The organism is Roseibium sp. HPY-6 (genome assembly GCF_040530035.1).
Taxonomy (GTDB): Bacteria; Pseudomonadota; Alphaproteobacteria; order Rhizobiales; family Stappiaceae; genus Roseibium.
The window spans coordinates 2,368,542-2,392,496 of record NZ_JBEWCD010000002.1 but is presented as its reverse complement, the minus strand read 5'-3'; the positions used below and the strand labels follow the sequence as shown (position 1 = coordinate 2,392,496).

Here is a 23,955-nt window from a genome sequence, read left to right as displayed (position 1 = left end):
GATTGAACGAGGACATCAGGAATGAAGGTTGTAAACAGACAGCGCGTGCTTGTAACCGGCGGTTCGGGGTTCCTCGGGTCTCATCTGTGCGAGCGACTTCTTCAAGAGGGAATGGATGTCCTGTGCATCGACAACCTCTACAGCAGCACGAAAGACAACATCGTTCACCTTCTTTCAAATCCGAACTTCGAGTTTCAAAGGCACGATGTCACCTTTCCGATTTATCTGGAAGTTGACGAAATCTATAACCTCGCCTGCCCTGCCTCACCAATCCACTATCAACGCGATCCCGTCCAGACCACGAAAACAAGCGTCCATGGTGCAATTAACATGCTGGGCCTGGCGAAGCGCACGCGCGCGCGCATCTTCCAGGCTTCAACAAGTGAAGTCTATGGCGACCCCGAAGTGCACCCACAGACCGAGGATTACTGGGGCCGTGTAAACCCGATCGGCGTCCGTTCCTGTTACGACGAAGGTAAGCGTTGCGCGGAAACACTCTTCTTCGATTATCATCGGCAGCATGGGCTCGACATCAAGGTTGCCCGCATTTTCAATACCTATGGGCCGCGCATGCACCCGAACGATGGCCGCGTGGTCAGCAACTTCATAGTGCAGGCTTTGCAGGGTAAGGACATCACGATTTATGGCGACGGCCTGCAGACACGCAGCTTTTGCTATGTCGATGATCTTATTGAAGGGTTTGTGCGGCTCATGTCTTCGTCATCCGAATTGACTGGACCTGTGAACCTTGGAAATCCATCGGAATTCACGATCCTCGAACTTGCCGAAACGGTTCTGGAGCTTGTCGGCGGAGCTTCCAAGCTCGTCTTTCGCCCGCTTCCTCACGATGATCCGAAACAGAGGCGGCCGGATATCACGATTGCAAAGGATCAACTTGACTGGACGCCGACAATCCCGCTCAAAGAGGGATTGAAGGAAACAATCACATACTTTCGGGATTTGTAAGATGGTCCCTTCTGACACACACTTTATTGTCGTTACCCCGGTCTACGAAGACTTCGAGGCAAGTAGCAGACTGTTCAAGGAACTGCACGCAGAGCTTGGCGACTCTGTGTACATCGTCGCCGTCGACGACGGATCCGTGAAACATCCCCTCGACACATCCGGGCTCGAGGTCGCTGGAGCAAAAGGCGTTGTGCTTAAGCTGAGACGCAATGTCGGTCATCAGAAAGCTATCGCTATCGGTCTTGGCTACGTGGCAACACATATTCAGGACGACCAAACGGTCGTTGTCATGGATTCCGATGGCGAAGACCTGCCGTCATCGATTTCAAAATTGGTGAGCGACTTGCAAAGCAACACTGTGGATGTTGTCGTCGCGCGTCGCAAAAGTCGGGTCGAAACACTGCGTTTCAAGACCTTCTACAAAATCTACAAACGGCTGTTTCGGATTGTCACCGGCAGAACGATCAGTTTCGGTAATTTCATGGCCATGAAAGCCGACGGGGTTCGGCGACTGTCAGCAATGCCGGAGCTGTCGATACATGTCGCCTCGGCGGTCCTTGCGTCGAAGCTGCGGATCGCCACATGCCCTCTGGACCGGGGTCCACGATATGCGGGTCAATCGAAAATGAACTTCGTTGGATTAGCGCTACACGGCTTCAAGGGGATGATGGTCTTTGCCGAAGATGTGCTCGTACGTGTAGGCATCGCGTCCGCCATCGTCGCCATCCTGTCTGTCCTCGGCGGAATGAGCGCTATCGTGCTCAAGACCATTGGCTATTCGACACCTGGTTGGTTTTCGGTCGCGTTCGGCATCCTGGTGCTGATGTTCATGCAGACCGGCGTCCTTGCGCTGATGACGCTGATGCTTACGGGCGTTGTTCGAAGCGGAACTGTCACTTCGGAACTGGCTTATCGAGACTTTGTCGAAAAGGTTCTCTACAGCGCCGTGGGAAATTCGAAGCTCGAAGAAGCCTCCTGAACGCAACCGGCTGCGCAATCCCGTTGTCCAGCACCGTGGAATGACCTCGCGCTGAAGGCGCTACGACAAAACGCACAAATTTCAAAGGATACGAAAGTCTCGTGAAACTAGTTTCAAGCATCTTCGCGACATGCATTTTTGTCGCGCTGCTCTTCATGACCTATTGCATTCATGTTTGGTATTTCCCAGTAAATGTTGTGTTTTACGCGTCAATTGCCGATGCGGTCATTGCTGCGATCATTGCTTCTGCCATTTTGTTTCTATCAGGGATCTTTTCCAGACTGGGCACCTTCGAAAAAGTTCAATTGGTCGCGATCTGGCTCCTAGGGGGGTACGCTTTTGCGATTTCCGTACCAACGGTCATTGACCGCTCGCTGTCCTTCTACATCCTCGAAAAACTTGACCAGCGCGGCGGCGCTATTCTTGTCGACCGTTTTGAAGATGTGATTTCAAATGAGTTTATGCATGAACACCGCCTCATTGACGCTCGGCTGACGGAGCAGCAGCAATCGGGAACGGTGAAAGTGGTCGATGGGTGCGCAATTCTAACCGAGCGCGGTCGCCAGATCGCCGCATTCAGCAGTTTCTTCCGGCTAAATCTCTTGCCGCAACATCGTTTGCTGGACGGCGAATACACGAATGACCTTACGGATCCATTCAAAAACAGTATAGACGCCCCGGACTATTCCTGCGGTCCGGGTACAGCGGGTGGGTCCGAAAACTGACCAATTCCGTCGTCTGTTCTATAAGCGAACGACTGCATCATCTCGTTGATCAGCCCTTCAAAGACAAACGAAATGGCGCGGCCTGGAATTTCTTCCAAACCGCGCCATCTCTGTCTTTCTCGACTGGTTAAGGCCTGCCCGTCAGTGCGCCAGGATCGCCAAGAGCAGCAACGCCATGATGTTGGTGATCTTGATCATCGGGTTCACTGCAGGACCAGCTGTATCCTTGTACGGATCGCCGACGGTGTCGCCTGTGACGGACGCTTTGTGTGCTTCGCCACCTTTTTGGTGCGTCACCCCATCCTTGTCGGTAAAGCCGTCCTCGAAGGACTTCTTGGCGTTGTCCCAAGCACCGCCGCCTGCCGTCATAGAAATGGCCACGAACAAACCGGTGACGATAACGCCAAGCAGCATTGCTCCGAGCGCTGCAAAGGCATCAGCCGGTGTCGCAACCGCGCGAACAACGAAGAAGACCACGATCGGTGAGAGAACCGGTAGCAGCGAGGGAACGATCATTTCCCGGATGGCAGCCTTGGTAAGCATGTCGACTGCACGTCCATAGTCAGGACGCTCCGTGCCTTCCATGATGCCCGGCTTTTCCTTGAACTGACGGCGCACCTCTTCGACAACCGCTCCGGCTGCCCGGCCGACCGCCGTCATGGAGATCCCGCCGAAGAGATAAGGCAGAAGACCGCCGAACAGCAAACCGGCCACCACATAGGGATTGGACAGCGTGAACAATGTGTCCACATTGATCCCTGCGAAGATTGATCCTTCTTCAGCGGTGCTGGAGAAGTATTTCAGGTCTTCCGTATAGGCGGCGAACAGCACGAGCGCACCGAGACCCGCCGAACCAATGGCATAGCCTTTGGTGACAGCCTTGGTGGTGTTGCCAACCGCATCGAGCGCATCGGTCGTCGTGCGGACCTCGGCCGGAAGATCGGCCATTTCGGCAATGCCGCCGGCGTTGTCCGTCACTGGCCCGAAAGCGTCGAGTGCAACGACCATGCCCGCAAGCGCGAGCATTGTGGTCACCGCGATCGCGATGCCAAAGAGACCGGCAAAGCTGTAGGTCACCAGAATACCTGCAATGATGATGATTGCGGGAAGGGCAGTTGCCTCAAGCGATACCGCGAGACCCTGAATGACGTTCGTGCCATGCCCGGTCACGGATGCCTGGGCGATGGATTTCACCGGACGATATTCCGTACCGGTGTAGTATTCGGTCACCCAGATGATCAGGCCGGTCACCAGCAGGCCGACAACACCGCATACGAACAGATCAAAGCCGCTGAATGTTGTTCCGCCGGATGTTGTGTATTCCGTGCCTGCGCCCAGCCAACCGAACACGATGACGGCAAGAGCCACAGCCGAGAGCACCGAAGTGGCAATAAAGCCCTTGTAGAGCGCTCCCATGATGGAGTTGTTTTCGCCGAGCTTGACGAAGAACGTGCCGATTATGGAGGTGACCACGCAGCTTGCGCCGATCAACAGAGGCAACAGCATCAGTTCCATCGCGGACGTGCCCGTGAAGAAAATCGACGCCAGAACCATGGTCGCAACCACGGTCACCGCGTAAGTCTCGAACAGATCGGCAGCCATGCCCGCGCAGTCGCCGACATTGTCGCCAACGTTATCGGCAATAGTTGCCGGATTGCGCGGATCGTCCTCCGGAATTCCGGCTTCAACCTTACCCACGAGATCGCCGCCAACATCGGCACCCTTGGTGAAGATGCCGCCGCCCAGACGTGCAAAGATGGAGATGAGCGATGCGCCGAAGCCCAATGACACCAAGGCATCGATAACGGTCCGGTCCGTCGCTTCGTAGCCCATCATTCCGGTGAGAATGGCGTAATAGACCGCAACGCCGAGAAGCGCGAGCCCGGCAACCAAAAGGCCGGTGACGGCACCGGCCTTGAATGCGATCTCCAGTCCGGCTCCCAGACTTTGGCTGGCAGCCTGAGCAGTGCGCACATTCGCGCGAACAGAGACCATCATGCCGATATATCCGGCAGCACCTGAGAGAACAGCCCCGATCGCGAATCCGATTGCAGCGGGCCCGGACAACAGGATCCAGGCAAGTACGAACACAACGGCACCAACGATGGCAATGGTCGTATACTGCCTATTGAGATAGGCACTGGCCCCTTCCTGAATCGCCCCCGCGATTTCCTGCATGCGGGCATTGCCCGCATCCGCCGCCATGACGGATTGGATTGCCCAGGCGCCATAGGCGATGGACAAGAGGCCACAAACAACGATGATGACAAGCTCGATCATACTTCCTCCCAGAGCTGCGGCGGGCTTTTGTTATGTCGTTTTGGCCGCCAGACTGCACCTCACGCAATTTCCTCAGCGTGAAGAGAGCACACGATAGCAACAAAGCGCGGCGCTTCGTCAAGCTCTCACATCGTTTAATTTCACTCTTCCGTTGCGGTATCATTTGGTGCAGCGCGGCATTTTTGCTGCAGGCACGAAGTGAAAATCGAAGTAGACTTTAAGCGGTTGTAACTTCTTTTCTTTCAGCAAATGCCAGCCATAGCAGCAATGCGATGCACAGAACAACAAACGGAAAGACCAGGATGTTCACCGTTCCCCAGCCAAACGCGTTCAAAAGTGCTCCGGAGGAAAACGAAGCTGCAGCAACAAATCCGAAGACCAGAAAGTCATTGACCGCCTGAACCAGATTGCGCTCCTCCGGCCGGTAGGTGTCAGTCAGCATGGCTGTTGCACCGATGAAGCCGAAATTCCAGCCAAGCCCGAGGAGGACCAGAGCCGTCCAGAAATGGGCAAGCTCAATCCCCATCAGTGCCACGACAGAACAACCCGCGAGCAGCACCAGGCCGATAGATACAATCCTTTCCTTGCCGAAGCGTGCAATCAGACTTCCGGTAAAGAAACTCGGTCCGAACATCGCCAGAACGTGCCACTGAATACCCAGTGCAGCATCGGTTTCCGACAGACCGCAGGCAATCATGGCAAGCGGGGTTGCCGTCATGACGAGGCTCATCAATGCATAGGAGCAGATGCCACATGCGGCGGACACGATAAAGCGTGGTTGTGACATGATCGTCCGCAACGGCCGTCCACCGGAGTGCGATTTTGTCTGGCGCGGAGGCTTTGGTATCTGAATGAAGATGAGCAGGAAAAGCGCAATCAGCGCGAGTCCAGCCTGCGCCAGATAGGTTCCGGCAAAGAGGATAGGCGCAAACATGTCTTTCGTCGCGATGACCGTTTGCGGCCCTACAATGCCTGCCAGCACACCACCTGCCAACACCCACGAAATTGCCTTGGGCTTGAACGCGTCGCTGGCCGTGTCGGCCGCAGCGAAGCGGTATTGCTGAACGAACGCGCCGGCAAACCCACCCATGCAGCACGCAAGTGAAAACAGCGCAAAACTGTCGCGAAAGACGGCGAACGAAGCAAGCAAACCTGAAATCACACCCAGAAGCGAAGCCCCGGTAAACCCGGCCCTGCGTCCAAAACGGCGCATTAGAATGCCGGCCGGGATCGTTCCGAAAGCTGTGCCCAGAACCATCGCGGAAACCGGAAGCGTTGCAAGGGACTTGTCCTCATCAAGCATCATATAGCCGACAAGCGGTCCGGTCGCGATCACGATCGATGCTGACGCCCCTCCCAGCGCCTGAGCCAGCGCCAGCAGAACGGCATTGCGCTTTGCCAGTCGATCATCAACAACGGTGTCCGGCATTGCGGTGCTCATTGGTCAGGTCTCGGGATTTGCCGCAGTGGCGTCTATGGGAAAGAACTTCACCGGTAGCACGACGGGAGGCGTTCGTAAAACACCTGTTCGTCAGGAATTGAGAAGCCGGTGCCGGCAATCAGAAATGCCGAAAGCCGCCGTCTGCCGCAAGAGCCAACGGATGGCCATCCTTTGTCACCTTAACTCTACCAGCCTCTTCGCTCACAATGCCGATTTCGGTAACAGGACAACCGGCGAGTTCCGCCCCTCTTCTGAAGCGCTCGGCCTTTTCAGCGGGAACCGCAGCCAGGATCTCGTAATCATCGCCGCCATTCAAGAAGCGCACATAATACTCAAACGCTTTGTTCTGAAGGTGCTTCATTGCCGGGGAAACAGGAACCTTCGCCAGATCAATTTCAAGACCGGTTCCAGAGGCGTTTGCCAGGTGTCCGCAATCGGCAAAGAGACCGTCGGAAACATCCATGGCAGCGGAGGCGTGGCCGACAAGCAAAGGCGCAAGCTTCGTGCGCGGCCGGGGCAGCAGGTAACGATCCAGAATATGGTTCTCGTCTCCGACGGCTAAAGACGCGCGTTCACAAAATACCGGGTCAAGCCTTGCAGCGAGACCTGCGGCAGCGTCTCCGATCGTGCCTGTTACGAACAGGATATCGCCAGGGCGGGCACCCGACCTTCGCACCGCCTTGCCCTCTTCCACCTGCCCAATTGCCGTAATGGAGACTTGCAGGCCATTGTTGGACCGGATCGTGTCGCCGCCAAGCAACCGGACATCATAAGCCGACTGATCGGCCGATAATCCCGCGCAGAAGCGTTCGAGCCATAACTCTGTCCAGTCAGACGGCAGCGCCAGGCCGAGGAGATAACCGCGTGGTTTAGCGCCTTTGGCTGCCAGATCAGACAGGTTCACGCGCAAAGCCTTGGCGGCGATTGCTTCTGGTGCATCGTCAGCAAAGAAGTGAACGTCTGCGGCAAGAACGTCCTTTGTCAGAACCAGATCGAAACCGGGTTCCGGACGGAGGACAGCGGCATCGTCCGTCAGGCCGAGACTGCCAGGATCGCTCGCGAGGGGCGCGAAATACGACTTGATCAGCTCAAACTCTCCGGGCCGGTCTTGCGCCATTTTCAGGAAGCGCCGCCTGCCTTGCCAGTGTCGAGCTCATCGTCGCGCAACTCGTGTGCAAGCCTGTCGAGAACACCATTCACCAGACCCGGCTCATCGTCTTCGAAAAACGCTTTGGCGACGTCGATGTATTCCGAAATGATGACTTTTGCCGGTACGTCCTTACGCCGCAGGAGCTCGTATGCGCCCGAACGAAGAATTGCGCGCAGAAGACTGTCAATGCGCTTTAGCGGCCAGTCTTCCGTCAAGGCGGTGTGAATGAAGGGATCCAGGAATTTCTGGTCCTCCACAACGCCGGCCAAGATCTGTTTGAACCACTGCTCATCCGCGTCGCGATACTGCGCGCCATCTATTTCCTTGCCGAGCCTGAACGCGGTGAACTCGCTCACCACGCTGGTCAGCGGCGCGCCGCCGACGTCCATCTGGTAAAGGGCCTGCACAGCGGCCAGCCGCGCGACACCGCGCTTGTTGGCGGGGCGCACGGTTTTCGCCTGTGTTTCCGGGTCGGCCTTGCCGGTCATTTTGCTTATACTCCGAGCCGTTCGCGCAGCGCGATCATGTCGAGTGCGGCCCTTGCTGCCGCACCGCCCTTGTTCTTGTCGCCGACTTTTGCGCGCGCCCAGGCCTGTTCATCATTTTCGACTGTGAGAATACCGTTTCCGACTGCCAGATCCGCATCGACGATCAAATCCATGATTACCCGGTTCGACTCGTTCGCAACGATATCGTAGTGCGTTGTTTCACCACGGATCACGACACCCAGAAGGACAAATCCATCATAAAGAACGCCTTGGCTTTCCATAGCGGTCATCGCCATGGACAGCGCTGCCGGGATTTCAAGAACGCCGGGCACGGCAATCCGCTCGTACGTGGCTCCAGCCGCCTCGATTTCCTTTATCGCGCCTTCCGCCAGCGCATCGGCCAGATCGTCGTAAAAACGGGCTTCGATGATCAGCAGTTTCGATGCATCGCTCATGGGTCTTCATCCTGTAAGGGGCGGCGACAGGAACCATGTCTGTCCCGGTTTGTCCAGTGTCATTCGTACAAGGCAGTCAGAACCGTACTGCATCCCTGCAGTCAGACCCAAGCATCGCCAGGTTCTTGAAGTATTGTCCCGTCCCCTACCCGGTCTTCGGGAATTCCGCAAGCCGCGCGGCATAACGCGCTATCATATCCACTTCGAGATTGATCCCGTCCCCCACATCCCGTTCCGACCATGTGGTCACATCGAGCGTATGCGGGATCAAAAAGACGGAAAACAAAAGTCCGTCGACGTCGTTGATCGTCAAAGAGGTCCCGTCCAGGGCAATCGATCCCTTCTTGGCGATGAAAGGTGCGGTCTCCCTTGGCGCTTCGAACTGGAAATAGACAGAGTCAGGATGATCTTCCCGCTTTACCACAGTCGCTATTCCATCGACATGACCAAGCACCAGATGGCCGCCCAGCTCGGCTCCCAATTTCAACGACCGTTCCAGATTGATCTTTTGTCCGGCGCGCCACTTGGAAACCGTGGTCAATGCAAGGGTTTCGGCAGCGGACTCGACTTCAAACCAGTTTCCGTCGGCCTCATTCGCCTTCTTCGTCACCGTGTGACACACACCGGCGCACGAGATGGAGGCACCGATATCGAACGTTTCGGTGTCGTAAGCCGTGCGGATCCGGGTCCGCTTTCCGGCCGGGATGTCATCAACTGTCAGGATTTCACCAAGGTCGGTCACAATGCCGGTAAACATGTCAGGCTCCACGGCGTCTGAGGTAGATGAAACTGTCGGCATCGAATTTACCGGCGTCGATCTTTTCGAATTTGGGGTCGCGATAGACATCCGCAAGAGCCAAATCGTGCAGAGCAGATATGCCGTCTTCACCGATTTCCAGGTCACCCGTGACGACGCAGAGGTCGTCAACAAGGTCGGCCTCCAGAAAAGAGGACGCCATTCGCGCACCACCTTCGACCATGACCCTGGTAATGCCTCTTGTGGCAAGTGCGCTCAAGATAACACCCGGCTCAATCGCGCAGTCGCCCGCCGGCACCCGGATAACGTTCACACCCGCCGCCGTAAGAAACTCGATCTTTTCAGGATCCGCGTCGTTTCCGCAAATGAGCCAGACAGGCACGTCGACACACGTTCGTACAAGTTTCGATTCCAGCGGAATACGCGCGCAGCGGTCTACGATAACACGCACCGGCGAACGCTCGGCCAACCCAGGCAGACGACATGTCAACTGCGGATCATCTGCAAGAGCCGTTCCCGAACCTACGAGAATGGCATCGTATTCAGCGCGGAAGCCATGCACCTTGCGCATCGACAAGGGACCTGAAATCTTGACCTGCCCCTCGCCGGCACGCCCGATATAACCATCGCGCGAAACGGCAAGTTTCAGGAAAACGTGTGGCCTTTGCTTCAGTTGGCGCAGCGTAAATCCGTGATAGAGATCCCTGATCTCGCGCTCCCTGACACCGATTTCCACGGCGACACCGGCATCGCGCAGCATCTGCGCGCCGCGCCCGGCAACGCGCGGGTTTGGGTCCAATATACCGATCACGACACGCGTAACGCCTGCCTCGATCAACGCCAGGGAACAAGGAGGCGTGCGTCCATAGTGGGAACACGGCTCAAGCGTTACGTAACAGGTCGCATTCCGCGCCAGCTCACCGGCGTGGCGCAAGGCGTTCACTTCCGCATGTGCCATGCCGGGCCGGGAGGTGACACCACGCCCGACCAGAACAGGTCCTGCCTCGCCTTCCTTGACAATAAGGGCGGCAACCGCCGGATTCGGCCAGACCCGTCCGAGCCCACGACGGGCCAAACGTTCCGCTGCCGCCATGAAACGGGTATCAACTGAACTCACTGAAGACATAAAAACTATTTCGCAAAGATCATTGGTCTTTTAGAGGCGCGCTTTCAGAATCGCTCAATTCATCCAGAAGCGCTTCAAAATCCTTGGCCTCGCGGAAATTCTTGTAAACAGAAGCAAATCGCACATAGGCAACGTCATCGATGCCCTTGAGGCCTTCCATGACATGGTTGCCGATGGTCTCAGCCGTTATCTCACTTTCGCCCGAGCTTTCGAGCTGACGCACGATGCCGCTCACCATGCGCTCAATGCGGTCCGGCTCCACGGGCCTTTTACGCACGGCGATCTGAACCGACCGCATAAGCTTTTCCCGATCGAACGGCACGCGGCGCCCCGATCGCTTCAGAACCATCAGTTCACGCAGCTGCACCCGTTCGAATGTCGTGAAGCGACCGCCGCAGGTGTTGCAAATCCTGCGGCGGCGTATCGCGGTATTGTCCTCGGTCGGCCGGGAATCCTTAACCTGGGTTTCCTCGCCACCGCAAAAAGGACATCTCATTTCTTATAGCTCCTGAGCGAGCCCGCTGTTACCCACCGTAAATCGGGAACCGGGCTGTCAGTGCTTCTACCTTGGCTTTGACTGCAGCTTCAACCGCTGCGTTGCCTTCTTCACTGTTTGCAGTCTTCAAACCGTCCAACACTTCCGTGATCAGCCCTGCAACTTCACGGAATTCGGCAACGCCAAAGCCACGCGTTGTTGCGGCAGGCGTGCCGAGACGAATGCCGGACGTCACAAACGGCTTTTCCGGGTCAAACGGAATACCGTTCTTGTTGCAGGTGATGTTGGCACGTCCCAGTGCTTTTTCTGCCGCTTTGCCGGTGGCATTTTTCGGACGAAGATCGACGAGCATGGAGTGGTTGTCGGTTCCACCGGAAACAATATCCAGTCCCTGTTCTTTCAGTGCTTCGGAAAGCGCCTTGGCATTCTCGACAACCGCACGGGCATAGGCCTTGAATTCTGGTTGCAGGGCTTCCTTGAAGGCAACGGCCTTCGCTGCAATCACATGCATCAACGGCCCACCCTGCAGACCCGGGAAGACAGCGGAATTGACCTTCTTGGCGATTGTCTCGTCGTTCGTCAGGATCAGACCGCCGCGCGGACCGCGCAGGGACTTGTGTGTGGTGCTGGTGACGACATGCGCATGCGGCACCGGGGACGGATGCACGCCACCGGCGACAAGACCGGCAATGTGTGCCATGTCGACCATCAGATAAGCGCCAACGCTGTCGGCGATCTCACGGAATTTCTGCCAGTCCCAAAAACGGGAATATGCGGTACCGCCCGCCACGATGAGCTTGGGTTTGTGTTCGTTTGCAAGGCGCTCGACCTCTTCCATGTCGAGACGGTGATCGCCTTCCCGCACGCCATAGGACACAACGTTGAACCATTTGCCCGACATGTTCACCGGCGAACCATGTGTCAGGTGACCGCCGGAATTGAGATCAAGACCCATGAACGTATCGCCAGGCTGCAGCAGCGCCAGGAAAACCGCCTGGTTCATCTGGCTGCCTGAATTGGGCTGAACGTTTGCGAATTGGCAACCAAACAGTTCCTTGGCCCGCTCTATCGCCAGCGTTTCGGCAACGTCCGCAAACTCGCAGCCACCATAATAGCGTTTACCCGGGTATCCTTCGGCATATTTGTTGGTGAAAATCGAGCCCTGTGCTTCCAGCACTGCGCGCGAAACGATGTTTTCAGACGCGATCAGCTCGATTTCGTGCTGCTGCCGGCCGAGCTCCTGCTGTACGGTCCCGAAAATGTCTGCATCAACTTCGGCAAGACTGCTGGTAAAGAACCCGGAATGGGTCTGTCCGGAGCTTTCCATCAAAGACATCGCATTTTCCTTGTATTCGTATTCGAGGAGCCTGATCGTGGCTTTCCGTCCCAAACAAGCCGGCTTGAACCTGCGGACCACTTGGCGCGAGGAATTAGCACAGCGTCCCATGAGAACCAAGGGGCATACCGACGCGGCCAGTTTGGAAAACGACGCCAACGCCTTTCGAAAATCTGTTCAGATGACGGAAGGCCGCGCTGCGGAGACGCGTTGCCCCTTCAATAGAGTGTGGGATCAGAATTCTGATCCCCTGCCCCGGCAATCTGACTAATACGGCGTTTGAGCTTGCGAACCGCGAGGCGCTTCAGGTCTTCCTCAGACACCGATGCCGGTCCAAAGGTGGAAACCTCGATTCCCGTTGCCGCATCGATCGCGGTGACTTTCACCTGCTGACCGATCGGATGGAATTCAAGGTAGATCTCACCTGGCCGCGGGTTGCGACTCATCCGCATTCTCCCAACTGCTGCTTCCCTTAAAAGCCATGAAACGCCGGCCTTATCAAGACCGGCGTTTCATCTGGTAAGCTCAAAAACTGGCAGTGGGCTCAGAGCCTGGCCTGTGTCTCGGTCGCAAATACATCGTCGCGATTGTAGATGTCTTCACGGAAATGAACGACACCGTCGGAATTTGCCCAGGCAGTCACATAGGTCATGTAGAGCGGAATGGCCTTCTTCAGCTTCACATCTTCACGTGCACCGGTTCGGATCACGCCGTCAACGCGGCCTCTGTCCCAATCAGGTGTGGTCGACTGCAACATCCAGGTCACGAGTTCACGAACGTTTTGAACGCGGACGCAACCGGAGGAGTGGAACCGTTGGCTTTCGCCAAAGAGCGTCTTTGAAGGCGTATCGTGCAGATACACCTGATGCTTGTTGTGGAAATTGATCCGTACGGAACCAAGTGAGTTCTCGGCGCCCGGATCCTGCGTAAAGCGGTACTGAGTTGCCTCGTCCGTATTCCAGTCGATCTGCTGCCAGGCGAGTTCATTCCCGCTCCAGTCAAAGATGCGGATGTTGTTCTTCGAAAGGTACTCCGGATCCTCTTTCATCTTGGGGATCAGGTCCTTGCGGATGATCGACACCGGAACCGTCCAGTAGGGATTGAAGTTCAACTCATAGATCTTGCTGTTCAAGATCGGGGTTTGGCGGTCGATCTTGCCGACAACCGCCGTGTGCCGCGAGCGAACACGGCCATTTTCAACGGCCTCGATCTCGGCTGCCGGAATGTTCACCATCACGTAGCGATCGCCCAGGAAACCCGACATGGACCGCATGCGCACGATATTCGTTTCAAGCTGGCCGAGCCGCACGTGAGCCGGAACATTCAGAGCCTGAACAGTGTCGTCGCCCATAACGCCGTCAGGGATCAGGCCATGGCGAAGCTGAAAACGGCGCAGAGCGGCTTCGACATAAGAATCAAACGCATCCGAAAGACCGGCCTGCTGCTCAAGGTCGCCGGAGGCAATCAGGCGGCGGCGCAATTCCACCACGCGTGGGTCCTTGGCACCAATGCGAAGCGCCTTGCCGCCACCGGTCACAGTTCCCCAGCCACCGGCCTGAACGATCCGCTGATACCGGTCGATGGCGATGGCGATATAGTCAGCTGTCTCGGGCGACAGTGTCGGCGCCGAAGAATTGACTTCGGTGATGTTCTCCGTGGCAATATCGAAATTGTCGGCCCACTCGACGTTCTGACGGTTCTGCTGCAGAGACTGCAACGCCGTCTGCGCATCTGCCGGAGCGGCATGCGCAAGAAGCGCGCCTATGCTCAATGTAACTGCGCTGAAAAGTGTCTTTCCCGCCGACCACTTCGGTAAGCATTTTGATCCGGATCGACCAGTTTGAAGGTGCATCGCCAATTTCATCTGCCGCGCCTTATACAATCGGTTCACGTGCTCAACGCCGCCGAGCTATTTTCACTTTGCCCGGTCGGCGGTTCAAGTTTGAATTCATAATCGACGGGAGTTAACAAATCGCTTGATTTTTTAACCATGTCACCGTCTTAGGCGCCGCACAAAGCCACTCTTTTGTGACCACAAGATGTCAGGGAACATCGGAATTCGAACAAAATCCAATGTTCAGAGCCCTTTGTGGTCAAACGGCGCGCTCAGGATTAGATATGACGGGACCGGAGAAGTGTGAAACGCAAATTTACGTGATGGGCGGAAAAAGAAAAGCACCGCCCGATGGGCGGTGCTTTGTCATCTGGAATGTGCCGCAACCTTAGAGGCGGTAGAGGATCTGGTCAGTCCAGAACCGCTCGAGACGACGGAGTGACTTGTTGAGTGCAACAAAGTCTTCCGGTCCGATCTCGCCGACCTGTTCCACGGACAGGATGTGACGCTCATAGAGATCGTTGACGATCTTGGCGACTTCCTGGCCCTTGTCCGTCAGGCTGACACGCACCGACCGACGGTCCATGCGGGACCTCTGATGGTGGATATAGCCGGTTTCGACCAGTTTTTTCAGGTTATAGGACACGTTCGAACCGAGATAGTAACCGCGTGTGCGCAATTCGCCGGCGGTCAGTTCAGCGTCGCCGATGTTGAACAGAAGCAGAGCCTGCACACTGTTGACATCGGACCGGCCCATGCGATCGAACTCATCCTTGATGACGTCCAGAAGACGCCGATGCAGTCTTTCAACAAGAGTCAGGGCTTCAAGATAAAGTGGCTTGATTTCCACTTCTTCCGCTTCGCCCGGTGAAACAGCGTCGACTGCCCTACTTGCGGTGATCATGTGATTGCGCCTCTTATAGTACCTGTTGATGGACGGATATTTTCCCGCCTTGAGACGCAATCTAGCCGAGTGTTTCTAAAATCCGCTTAAGAGACACGCTGAATCGTTCGTTAACGTTTGAAGGCACTTTCAGCACCCTGATTCAGGTTTTGTTAACCAGCTCCATCCAGTCGAACTGACTGCTCGAAAAAGTCTAAGATCCACGCAGGAATTTTACGATGCCTGAAAAGTCCGTCCCTTCTCCGCCGCTGTTGCAGAAGAGCGCATAAAGCGCCGATGCCTCTGCCCCCAAGGGCGTAGCGGCACCCGAAGAATTGGCAGCTTCCTGCGCAAGTTTCAGGTCTTTCAGCATCATCTCTGCCGCGAATCCCGGCTGATAATCCCGGTTTGCGGGCGACGACGGCAACGGTCCAGGCACCGGGCAATAGGACGTCAGTGACCAGCACTGACCGGACGCCGTTGACGAAATATCGAACAACTTCTGCGCATCCAACCCCAGTTTTTCGGCAAGCACAAAGGCCTCGCTGACGCCGATCATGGAAATGCCGAGGATCATGTTGTTGCAGATTTTTGCCGCCTGACCGTTGCCCGCACCACCGGCGTGGACGATCGTCTTGCCCATTATGTCAAGGTACGGCTTGGCTGCGGTGAACCCTTCTTCGCTGCCCCCGACCATGAAGGTCAGCGTTCCTGCGGTCGCACCACCGACCCCGCCGGAGACTGGTGCATCGACCATCGCAAGGCCCTTTTCCGCTGCTGCTGAGCTGACAATACGAGCGCTGTCGACGTCGATCGTGGATGAATCGATCAACAGTGTTCCGGCTTTTGCGTTTTGGAGGATCCCTCCATCGCCCTGATAGATCTGGCGCACGTGCTTTCCAGCCGGCAGCATCGTGACCACGACGTCGGCAGCCGCGGCAAGCTCAGCGACACCGCCGGCTTTTGCGCCGCCCGCGTCCGCGTGGGCCGACATTGCTTCCGCCGAGAGGTCAAATCCGATGACGCGGTGCCCGGCCTTGATCAGGTTGGCTGCCATCGGGCCGCCCATGTTTCCAAGACCGATAAAACCGATTGTGCTCGCCATGTTCGTTCTCCCAGATGAAATTCGTGAATTTAAAGAGTCTCTTTGTCGGCTCTTTTGATGATTTGATTCAGCGTGGGCGGCTTTTTGTCAGAGGTTCAGCCAGCTGCCGCGCGGTTTTCCTTGTGCATGAGGTAAGCGAGACCGGCATAAATCGCGACCGTCACAACATAGAAGGTGATTTCGTAAGGTCTGCGGCCATAGAGGTCACTGAAAGCCGTGTGCATGACGATCTGGCATCCGCATCGGAAGATCCACATGACCGTGCCCCAGGACACGGTGAGCCAGAGACCGGTCGCTGCAACGAGGTCCAACACTGCAAAAAAGACCGTTGCACCCTGAAGCGCGATCGGCATGTCCCAGAAAAAATTCCCATGCCATTCGACAACACCGATGATGCGGGCCCAGTAAATGACACCACCGCTGATCAGAATGATGGCTATGCACCGCAGGTAAAGGATAAGGATCGTGCTCCAGGGCGGGCGCGCGTCGATGAGGTCCTGAAAACTGGTGATCATGGCCGGTCCGGTCGCGGGTTAAAGAGGAAGGTCTCCGTCAGACGGTTCCTCGAAATACGACGCCAAATCGGCGCTGTCCACATGTGCGAGTTGCGTAGGTGTCCATTTCGGCGCTTGATCCTTGTCGATAACGACCGCGCGAATGCCTTCAAAGAAATCACTGCCATGCAGGAGACGCGACACGATCCTGTATTCGAGTTTCATACACTCGTTGAAGGAAAGATCTGCTCCACGCCGCATTTGTTCGAAGGTTATCAGTATGCTCGTCGGAGATTTCGTGCGGATTGCTGATGCGACCTTCCGGCCAAATTCCTTTTCAGACCGGTCCAGCCGCTCCAGTATGTCGTCGACGGAAGCCGCCGCAAATGCCTCGTCTATGAGCGCTTCGTTTTCTTTAACCGGGCCCGGTTCCGGAACAACCTGAAAAACTTCGAGCGCTTTGTCCACATCATCGGCCGTCTCCAGTGCCCGTTCCAGGTCCGGTAAGCTTGATTGTGCGACAGCATGAGTGAGAACGCCGGTTGCGAGCGCGTCACCCTGTTTCAGCCTGCTCGCTGCCAATGCGCAATAGACACCGGTCATTTTGGGCATCCGGGGCAGGAAATAGGTGCCGCCGACATCAGGAAAGAAACCGATCCCGGTTTCCGGCATCGAAAAAAGTGTTTTTTCCGTTCCAACCCGATGGCTGCCATGCACGGATACGCCGACACCGCCTCCCATTACGATACCGTCGATCAGCGCGACATAAGGTTTCGGGTAGGCCTTGATATAGGCATTCAAGGTGTATTCATCGCGGAAGAATTGCTTCAGCCCGTCAACCTCGCCTGCCTGTTTGGCATCATAAATGCTGCGGATGTCTCCACCGGCGCAAAACGCCTTGTCGCCTGCACCTTTTATGATGACGTGCGCGACGGAAGGATCATCCGCCCAGCGCTTTAGCTGGTCTCCCAGCGCGATCACTTTCGAATGTGTTAGCGCATTGAGCGTTTGCGGCCTGTTCAGCGTTACGAAACCGGCTTTGCCGCGAACTTCAAAAAGGATCTCGTCGCTCATTTATGCGCCTTGTGGAAGGAGAGTCGTTTCAACGGTTAAGCGGACGGCGTTCACTCAATCTTTCAACAGATCACGAGCGATGATCAAGCGCATGATCTCGTTTGTCCCTTCCAGGATCTGGTGCACCCGAACGTCGCGGAAATAGCGCTCGATCGGATAATCGCGCAAATAGCCGTAACCTCCATGCAGCTGCAATGCCTCATTGACGACCTTGAACCCGGTATCGGTTGCCAGCCGCTTTGCCATGGCCGCGAGGCGCGTCGCCTCATGCGACTTGGCGTCCACAGCGAAGGCTGCCTTGTGCAAAAGAAGGCGCGCAGCTTCAAGCTCCGTTGCCATATCGGCAAGACGGAATTGCAGCGCCTGGAAGTCGGCGATCGGTCGCCCGAACTGTTTGCGCTCTTTCATATAACCGAGCGCGAGATCCAGACAGGCTTGCGCAGCGCCGAGTGAACACGCGCCGATGTTCAACCGCCCGCCATCGAGCGCGGACATGGCTATCTTGAACCCCTGCCCTTCCTCGCCGATCAGGTTTGACTTTGGGACACGGCAATCCTGGAAATTCACTTGCGCCGTCGGCTGGCTTTTCCAGCCGAGCTTCACCTCGTTGGCCCCGAAGCTGAGGCCAGGTGTTCCCTTTTCAACAAGAACACAGGAAACGCCTGCAGGACCCTCGCCACCGGTTCGCACCATAACCGCATAAAGGTCACTCACCCCGCCACCGGAGATAAACGCCTTTGATCCGTTGAGAACATAGTGGTCGCCATCGTCATTAGCGCTTGTTCGCAAGCTGGCGGCATCGGAGCCGGAGCCGGGTTCCGTCAGGCAATAGCTGGTCAGGAGATCCATGGAGCAAAGGCTCGGGAGGAACTTCCGGCGCAGATCGTCGGACGCATAGGTGTCAATGATCCAGGCAACCATATTGTGGATCGAAAGATATGCTGCGGTGGAGGTGCATCCCTTGGACAATTCCTCGAAGATCAGTGCCGCGTCCAGGCGTGACAATGCGGATCCGCCCACCTCTTCCGTGACATAGATACCGCCAAAGCCGAGTTCAGCGGCCTTGCGCAGGGTCGGCACCGGAAAGACGCTGTCTTCGTCCCATTGTTTGGCGTTGGGTGCGAGTTCCTCCCGGGAAAAACTCGCCGCCATGTCCTGAAAGGCGCGCTGATCTTCGTTCGGTGAAAAGTCCACGTGTGTCCTCCCTTCGCGCTGGCGCAACTGCTCCTGGAACGCCAGTCATCCTCCCGACGTTGCGTGCGCACTAAAACATATTTGACGCGAACGTCAAACAATCTCTTTTTTGTTTTTATTTTCAGTTATTTTACAGAATGTTGGAATGCGTCAATCTGCGTGATAGATTGGCGCTTAACTTCCACCAGAATGAATTTCACCTTCACAATTATCGAGCTAGCAGAACAGATGCCGTCCAAACCGCCTCTTCCGCCGATCACATCCGACCATATGGATACGTTGCTTGCCGGTACCCGCATGAGACGCAACCGCCAAACAGACTGGTCGCGCCGGCTCGTGCGCGAAAACACGCTTACAACCGATGATCTGATCTGGCCGATCTTTCTGGTAGATGGCACGAACGTGCGTGAACCGGTGGCGTCAATGCCGGAAGTATTCCGTCTCTCTGTCGACCAGGCGGTCCGTGAGGCAACGCGTGCGGCGGAGATTGGCATTCCGGCCCTGGCTCTCTTTCCCTACACCGACCCCGATCTGCGCGACGACACTGGTTCGGAAGCGCTCAACTCGCAGAACCTGACCTGTCAGGCGCTCCGCGCGATCAAGGCGGAGGGGCTGAATGTCGGTCTGATGACGGACGTTGCGCTCGACCCCTACACCAGCCATGGCCATGACGGTCTGATGGATGGCGACACGATCCTAAATGACGAAACCGTTGACCAGCTCTGCCGTCAGGCGCTGGTTCAGGCGGACGCTGGATCTGACGTCATTGCGCCATCGGATATGATGGACGGCCGGATTGGAGCCATCCGGCAGGCGCTGGACAGCCAGGACTTTCGCGGAACGCAGATCATGGCGTATTCAGCGAAGTATGCGTCGGCCTTCTACGGCCCGTTCCGTGATGCCGTCGGATCGTCCGGCACGCTGAAGGGCGACAAGCGGACCTACCAGATGGACCCGGCAAATACCGATGAAGCCTTACGTGAAGCAGAGCTCGACATCACCGAAGGCGCGGACATGGTCATGGTCAAGCCCGGTCTGCCCTATCTCGACATCGTCCGGCGCATCAAGGACGAATTCCAGGTCCCGACCTACGCCTACCAGGTCTCCGGTGAATACGCGATGATCAAGGCGGCAAGCGCCAATGGCTGGCTCGACGGCGACCGCGCGATGCTCGAAAGCCTGCTCGCCTTCAAGCGCGCAGGTGCTGACGGGATCCTGACCTATTTTGCGCCCAAAGTCGCCGAGATGCTGGCGCCCGGGAAATGACCGCGTCTCCTGTCCAGGCGGACGCATCCGAAGTCACATTCGAACGCATCCGGGCAGCCGCTGATCTCATCAAGGGTGCCGTGCTTGAAACGCCGTGCCTGCCCGCGCCGCGCCTGTCACTGCTGACCGGTGCGGATGTTTTCGTCAAATACGAGAACATGCAGGTGACCGGCGCCTTCAAGGAACGCGGTGCACTTGTGAAGCTTTCCAGCCTGAGCGAGCAGGAAAAGGCGCGCGGTGTCATCGCGGTGTCCGCGGGCAACCATGCGCAAGGGGTTGCCTATCATGCCGGACGGCTCGGCATACCGGCAACGATTGTCATGCCGGTGTTGACACCGTTCGTGAAGATTTCCGCGACCAGAGGCTACGGTGCGGAAGTGGTTCTGGCGGGAAACACTCTGGCGGAAGCCAAGGCTGAGGCTGACCGGCTTGCCGCGGAAAAGCATCTCGTCTGGGTTCATCCCTATGACGACATGCATGTCATTCACGGACAGGGCACCATCGCGCTTGAGATGCTTGCCGCCCAGCCTGATCTTGATGTGATCGTTGTGCCGATTGGCGGTGGCGGACTGATCGCCGGTATCGCCACGGCCGCGAAAGCCATCAAGCCTTCGGTCCAGGTTATCGGCGTTGAAACAACGCTTTACCCCGGCATGTGGGGTGCGTTTTACGGCAAGGAAGTCCTGTGCGAAGGCGCGACGATCGCGGAAGGCATTGCCGTTCGCGACATTGGGCTTCTGACCACCGAGGTTGTCAAAAGATCCGTCGATGACGTTGTCCTTGTTTCGGAAAGCAGCATTGAGCAATCGATCAATGCCTATCTGACGCTTCAGCGAACCATCGCCGAGGGAGCTGGTGCCGCCGGTCTGGCTGCGCTCCTCTCCGACAGAGCCCGGTTTGAGGGAAAGAAAGTCGGCCTGGTGCTGTGCGGCGGCAATATCGATCCCCGGCTTCTTTCCAAGATCGTGGTGCGCGAGCTCGCGCGCGACGGCAAGCTCGTCTCCATCCGGATCGACACGCCGGACCGCCCTGGCACACTCGGCGAGATCGCAACGGTCATCGGCGACATGCAGGGCAACGTTGTCGATGTGGAGCATCACCGGCTGTTCCTCAACGTCCCCGCCAAGGGCGCCACGCTGGATGTCTCCTTCGAAGCCTTCGACCGCGAACACGGTGAACGCATTGTCGCGGCGCTTCGCGAACGAAGCTACGTCGTCCGCTATCTGGAGATCGGCGAGCGGATGGACTGACGCGGCCGCGCAAGGCGTTACGATTGCCGCATTCACCCTTTTTGCGGACGCAGCACATTTGCGTTTTCGCCCCTCAGTCCCCACATCAGCCTCATCACGTTTTTGGGAGCCGATTTATGTCAGCAGAGACTTCGACCGACTATGTCCGCCAGGATGTTTTTGACCCTGCCCGTCATCCGGAATTGTTTTCGGGTGTCCGCAGCAGGCGGATCTTTGCGTTTTTTATCGATGTGATCGCGATCGCGATTTTTACTGTTCTCGCAGGTATCCTGGTGTTTTTCCTGGGCGTCTTCACGCTCGGTCTCGGTTTCCTGCTCTACGGCATCCTGCCGGCAACGGTCGCGTTGCTTTACGTTGCCTTCACGCTCGGCGGACCGCAAGCCTCGACCCTCGGCATGCGCGCCATGGGGCTTGAGATGCGCCTGTGGTACGGCGCCAAGCCCTATCCCCTGCTCGCGGCCGTCCATGCGCTGCTGTTCTGGTTCTCCGTCTCGTTGCTGACGCCGCTGATCCTGCTGGTGTCGCTCTTTTCAGACCGCAAGCGCCTCCTGCACGACATCATCCTAGGCGTCGTCGTGATCAATTCGGACTATCACCGGCAATATGTAGATGGACGTTACTGAGCTGGGCGGGTCTGCTAAACTTGACAGACCGTTGTTTTTGTTGATCGTTTCAGCCTCGAACGACACTCGACCCGTCAATTCAACAGCGCCAGCGACAGGTTGAGAAGACCGGCAAACCCGACCCAGGCCGCGTAGGCGCAAAAGAGCAGTGCGGAGGCCGGGTCCGGGTGCCAGCGGTCCTTGATGAAAAGCAGGATCAGCACGAACATGCCGGCAATCACCGCGAACGCGATCCAAACCTGATGCAGCACAAAAAAGAGCGGTGACCAGGCCCAGTTGAGCGCCATCTGGCCATACCAGAAGACCATTGCTTTCGAGCGCGGGGCTGCCCGAAAGGTTCTCCATCCGGCGACCGCAATAAACACATAGAGAACAGTCCAGACCGGTCCGAAAATCCAGTTGGGCGGATTGAAGAACGGCTTGTTCAGGTTCGCGTACCACGCCCCCGGTGCCGACTGTGTTCCGATAAAGATCCCCATTCCAAGAACGACGATCAGGAAAAGCGCAAGGAGCGCAATCGCGCCTGCGCCGCGAAGCCGGGATGAGATCTCGATTGACATGGATTTGCAGTTTCTCCCGTTCGCTCTTCACACTTCCAAAATGCGATTTGTGCTGACTGTTGATGGCTTTTGCTCTTTACGCAGCAGGCGTGCGCTGAGACTTTCCTTCGCCTGATAAATCTGGTGACAAACGTGAGACGGACGTTCCACCGTTTTCCGGTCATTCCACCAGAGCGAGTAAGTCGCCCCACAAAACCTGAATATTAGAGTCGACTTTAATTTTCAGACCTGTTATTGCTGCGCTGTAATCTAACTAACGGAAAACGCTATGTCTTTCTTCAAACGCGTAGGCGCACTGACGTGCGCTCTCGTGGCCGGTACCTTGTTGACTACTCAATCGACAACCGCCCACGCCGAGGCTCTCACCTTCACCGATATCGCGGGGCGTGAAGTCACCCTGCCGGAAATGCCGGACAAGATCATCCTTGGCGAAGGCCGGATGATGTATGGCATCGCACCGCTGATCGAGGGCAACCCGTTCAAGAAGATCGTCGGCTGGAAAAGCGATCTGGTTCAGTACGACCCCGATGCTTTCCGCAAGTATCAGGGGGCCTTTCCGGAAGAGACTGCGCGGATGATCGACTTCGGCAACCCATATGCAGGTGATTTTTCAATCGAGGCCGTTCTGGAAGCTGATACGGACCTCGTGCTGCTCGATGTGGGCAATCTCTTCAAGGCAGAGGAAACCGGCCTTGTCGAAAAGCTCGGCAATGCCGGCGTGCAGGTCGCCTTTATCGATTTCCGGCGGAACGCGACAGAAAACGCCGTTCCTTCAATGCTGATTCTCGGCCGGATCTTCGGTGAGGAAAAGCGGGCTGCGGAATTCATCGACTTCTACATTGCGCAGATGCGCAAGGTGACGAATATCGTCGACACCATTCCAGCGGAAGACCGTCCTCTTGTCGTTGTCGAGAACGCAGCCGGTTGGCAGGATGATTTCTGCTGCTGGTCTTTTGGACCCTATAATTATGGCCGGTTTGTTGAGCTTGCCGGCGGCAAGAACTATGCCTCAACGCTTGCCAATGCCTATTCGGTCGATCTCAGCCTTGAAGGCATCATCGAAGCCGACCCGGATGTCGTCTTCGGGACAGGTGCGAACTGGAAAGAAGCGCGCCCTGAAGTCACGTCGACTTTGCTTGGCTATGAAGGCGATCCGGAAGTCAACGCCGAACGTCTCGCAGCCCTTGCCGCGCGTCCGGGTTTCGCAGATCTGCGCGCCGTCAAAGACGGGCGCTTCCACTCGATCTATCACCAGTTTTACAATTCGCCCTACCATTTCATTGCGATCCAGGTATTGGCGAAGTGGCTGCATCCGGACGACTTTGAAGATCTGGACCCCGAGGCGACTTTCCAGGAACTGCATGACCGGTTCCTGCCTTATGAGACCTCCGGTCAATTCTGGATAACGCTCAACCGATAAGGCAGTTTATTGCACGAGGTTCCGCGGCGGTTTGCTGCGGAGCCCATTTTCAC

The 23,955-nt window shown here is 56.7% G+C and carries 24 protein-coding genes; 7 read left to right on the top strand and 17 right to left on the bottom strand.

Translation table 11 applies throughout. The features are described 5' to 3' along the window. Window positions 1-21 precede the first annotated feature (21 nt). From ABVF61_RS22080 to ABVF61_RS22070, 3 genes are all read left to right on the top strand, one after another. Window positions 22-966 carry a UDP-glucuronic acid decarboxylase family protein gene (locus tag ABVF61_RS22080; protein WP_353995688.1) on the top strand — a complete coding sequence of 315 codons (945 nt, stop codon included), beginning with the start codon at window positions 22-24 and terminating at the stop codon, window positions 964-966. Between the two features lies 1 nt (window position 967). Continuing rightward, on the top strand, window positions 968-1,945 hold the full coding sequence (locus ABVF61_RS22075; protein ID WP_353995687.1) for a glycosyltransferase: 978 nt from the start codon (window positions 968-970) through the stop codon (window positions 1,943-1,945). Window positions 1,946-2,046: 101 nt separating this feature from the next. Next, the gene (locus ABVF61_RS22070) at window positions 2,047-2,670 is read left to right on the top strand and encodes a hypothetical protein (protein ID WP_353995686.1); all 624 of its coding nucleotides are present in this window, start codon (window positions 2,047-2,049) and stop codon (window positions 2,668-2,670) included. A gap of 141 nt (window positions 2,671-2,811) precedes the next feature. Here the strand turns inward: ABVF61_RS22070 and ABVF61_RS22065 are convergent, their stop codons facing one another. The 16 genes from ABVF61_RS22065 to ABVF61_RS21990 form a co-directional block, all read right to left on the bottom strand. After that, a complete protein-coding gene (locus ABVF61_RS22065; protein WP_353995685.1) occupies window positions 2,812-4,950 on the bottom strand; it encodes a sodium-translocating pyrophosphatase in 2,139 nt (712 codons plus the stop codon). Between the two features lie 217 nt (window positions 4,951-5,167). Further along, window positions 5,168-6,391 (bottom strand): MFS transporter, encoded by a 1,224-nt coding sequence (locus tag ABVF61_RS22060; protein ID WP_353995684.1) that lies wholly within the window; start codon window positions 6,389-6,391, stop codon window positions 5,168-5,170. A gap of 118 nt (window positions 6,392-6,509) precedes the next feature. Then, the gene (gene thiL / locus ABVF61_RS22055) at window positions 6,510-7,508 is read right to left on the bottom strand and encodes a thiamine-phosphate kinase (protein ID WP_353995683.1); all 999 of its coding nucleotides are present in this window, start codon (window positions 7,506-7,508) and stop codon (window positions 6,510-6,512) included. A gap of 2 nt (window positions 7,509-7,510) precedes the next feature. Further along, window positions 7,511-8,029: a transcription antitermination factor NusB gene (nusB, locus tag ABVF61_RS22050; protein ID WP_353995682.1), complete on the bottom strand. Its 519-nt coding sequence runs from the start codon at window positions 8,027-8,029 to the stop codon at window positions 7,511-7,513. A 5-nt stretch (window positions 8,030-8,034) separates the two neighbouring features. Further along, the gene (gene ribH / locus ABVF61_RS22045) at window positions 8,035-8,484 is read right to left on the bottom strand and encodes a 6,7-dimethyl-8-ribityllumazine synthase (RefSeq protein WP_353995681.1); all 450 of its coding nucleotides are present in this window, start codon (window positions 8,482-8,484) and stop codon (window positions 8,035-8,037) included. A 145-nt stretch (window positions 8,485-8,629) separates the two neighbouring features. Next, complete coding sequence (locus tag ABVF61_RS22040) at window positions 8,630-9,241, bottom strand: riboflavin synthase (RefSeq protein ID WP_353995680.1); 612 nt, start codon at window positions 9,239-9,241, stop codon at window positions 8,630-8,632. Between the two features lies 1 nt (window position 9,242). Further along, a complete protein-coding gene (ribD, locus tag ABVF61_RS22035; protein WP_353995679.1) occupies window positions 9,243-10,367 on the bottom strand; it encodes a bifunctional diaminohydroxyphosphoribosylaminopyrimidine deaminase/5-amino-6-(5-phosphoribosylamino)uracil reductase RibD in 1,125 nt (374 codons plus the stop codon). Between the two features lie 19 nt (window positions 10,368-10,386). After that, window positions 10,387-10,863: a transcriptional regulator NrdR gene (gene nrdR / locus ABVF61_RS22030; protein ID WP_353995678.1), complete on the bottom strand. Its 477-nt coding sequence runs from the start codon at window positions 10,861-10,863 to the stop codon at window positions 10,387-10,389. 28 nt (window positions 10,864-10,891) lie between these two features. Next, window positions 10,892-12,190, bottom strand: coding sequence for a serine hydroxymethyltransferase (gene glyA / locus ABVF61_RS22025; RefSeq protein WP_502950011.1), 1,299 nt, complete (start codon window positions 12,188-12,190; stop codon window positions 10,892-10,894). A 227-nt stretch (window positions 12,191-12,417) separates the two neighbouring features. Continuing rightward, window positions 12,418-12,645: a DUF6898 family protein gene (locus ABVF61_RS22020; protein WP_353995677.1), complete on the bottom strand. Its 228-nt coding sequence runs from the start codon at window positions 12,643-12,645 to the stop codon at window positions 12,418-12,420. A 98-nt stretch (window positions 12,646-12,743) separates the two neighbouring features. Beyond that, on the bottom strand, window positions 12,744-14,051 hold the full coding sequence (locus tag ABVF61_RS22015) for a L,D-transpeptidase family protein (RefSeq protein ID WP_353996475.1): 1,308 nt from the start codon (window positions 14,049-14,051) through the stop codon (window positions 12,744-12,746). Between the two features lie 370 nt (window positions 14,052-14,421). Next, window positions 14,422-14,937, bottom strand: coding sequence for a transcriptional regulator LdtR (gene ldtR, locus ABVF61_RS22010; RefSeq protein ID WP_353995676.1), 516 nt, complete (start codon window positions 14,935-14,937; stop codon window positions 14,422-14,424). Between the two features lie 193 nt (window positions 14,938-15,130). Further along, window positions 15,131-16,021, bottom strand: coding sequence for a 3-hydroxyisobutyrate dehydrogenase (mmsB, locus tag ABVF61_RS22005; protein WP_502949987.1), 891 nt, complete (start codon window positions 16,019-16,021; stop codon window positions 15,131-15,133). A 95-nt stretch (window positions 16,022-16,116) separates the two neighbouring features. Further along, a complete protein-coding gene (locus tag ABVF61_RS22000; RefSeq protein WP_353995675.1) occupies window positions 16,117-16,536 on the bottom strand; it encodes a DUF6163 family protein in 420 nt (139 codons plus the stop codon). Window positions 16,537-16,554: 18 nt separating this feature from the next. Continuing rightward, on the bottom strand, window positions 16,555-17,589 hold the full coding sequence (locus ABVF61_RS21995; RefSeq protein WP_353995674.1) for an enoyl-CoA hydratase/isomerase family protein: 1,035 nt from the start codon (window positions 17,587-17,589) through the stop codon (window positions 16,555-16,557). A 54-nt stretch (window positions 17,590-17,643) separates the two neighbouring features. Continuing rightward, a complete protein-coding gene (locus tag ABVF61_RS21990) occupies window positions 17,644-18,783 on the bottom strand; it encodes an acyl-CoA dehydrogenase family protein (RefSeq protein ID WP_353995673.1) in 1,140 nt (379 codons plus the stop codon). 270 nt (window positions 18,784-19,053) lie between these two features. Here ABVF61_RS21990 and hemB point away from each other — a divergent pair, with 270 nt between their 5' ends. From hemB to ABVF61_RS21975, 3 genes are all read left to right on the top strand, one after another. After that, a complete protein-coding gene (gene hemB / locus ABVF61_RS21985; protein WP_353996474.1) occupies window positions 19,054-20,049 on the top strand; it encodes a porphobilinogen synthase in 996 nt (331 codons plus the stop codon). After that, window positions 20,046-21,299 (top strand): threonine ammonia-lyase, encoded by a 1,254-nt coding sequence (locus ABVF61_RS21980; RefSeq protein ID WP_353995672.1) that lies wholly within the window; start codon window positions 20,046-20,048, stop codon window positions 21,297-21,299. Before hemB ends, ABVF61_RS21980 begins: the two co-directional genes overlap by 4 nt. A gap of 116 nt (window positions 21,300-21,415) precedes the next feature. Continuing rightward, window positions 21,416-21,922 carry an RDD family protein gene (locus tag ABVF61_RS21975; protein WP_353995671.1) on the top strand — a complete coding sequence of 169 codons (507 nt, stop codon included), beginning with the start codon at window positions 21,416-21,418 and terminating at the stop codon, window positions 21,920-21,922. A gap of 74 nt (window positions 21,923-21,996) precedes the next feature. Here ABVF61_RS21975 and ABVF61_RS21970 read toward each other — a convergent pair whose 3' ends face one another. Further along, complete coding sequence (locus ABVF61_RS21970; RefSeq protein ID WP_353995670.1) at window positions 21,997-22,482, bottom strand: TspO/MBR family protein; 486 nt, start codon at window positions 22,480-22,482, stop codon at window positions 21,997-21,999. 268 nt (window positions 22,483-22,750) lie between these two features. On the opposite strand from ABVF61_RS21970, the gene ABVF61_RS21965 reads away from it, so the two are divergent. Then, window positions 22,751-23,902, top strand: a complete 1,152-nt coding sequence (locus ABVF61_RS21965; RefSeq protein WP_353995669.1) for an ABC transporter substrate-binding protein — start codon at window positions 22,751-22,753, stop codon at window positions 23,900-23,902. Window positions 23,903-23,955: the final 53 nt, after the last annotated feature.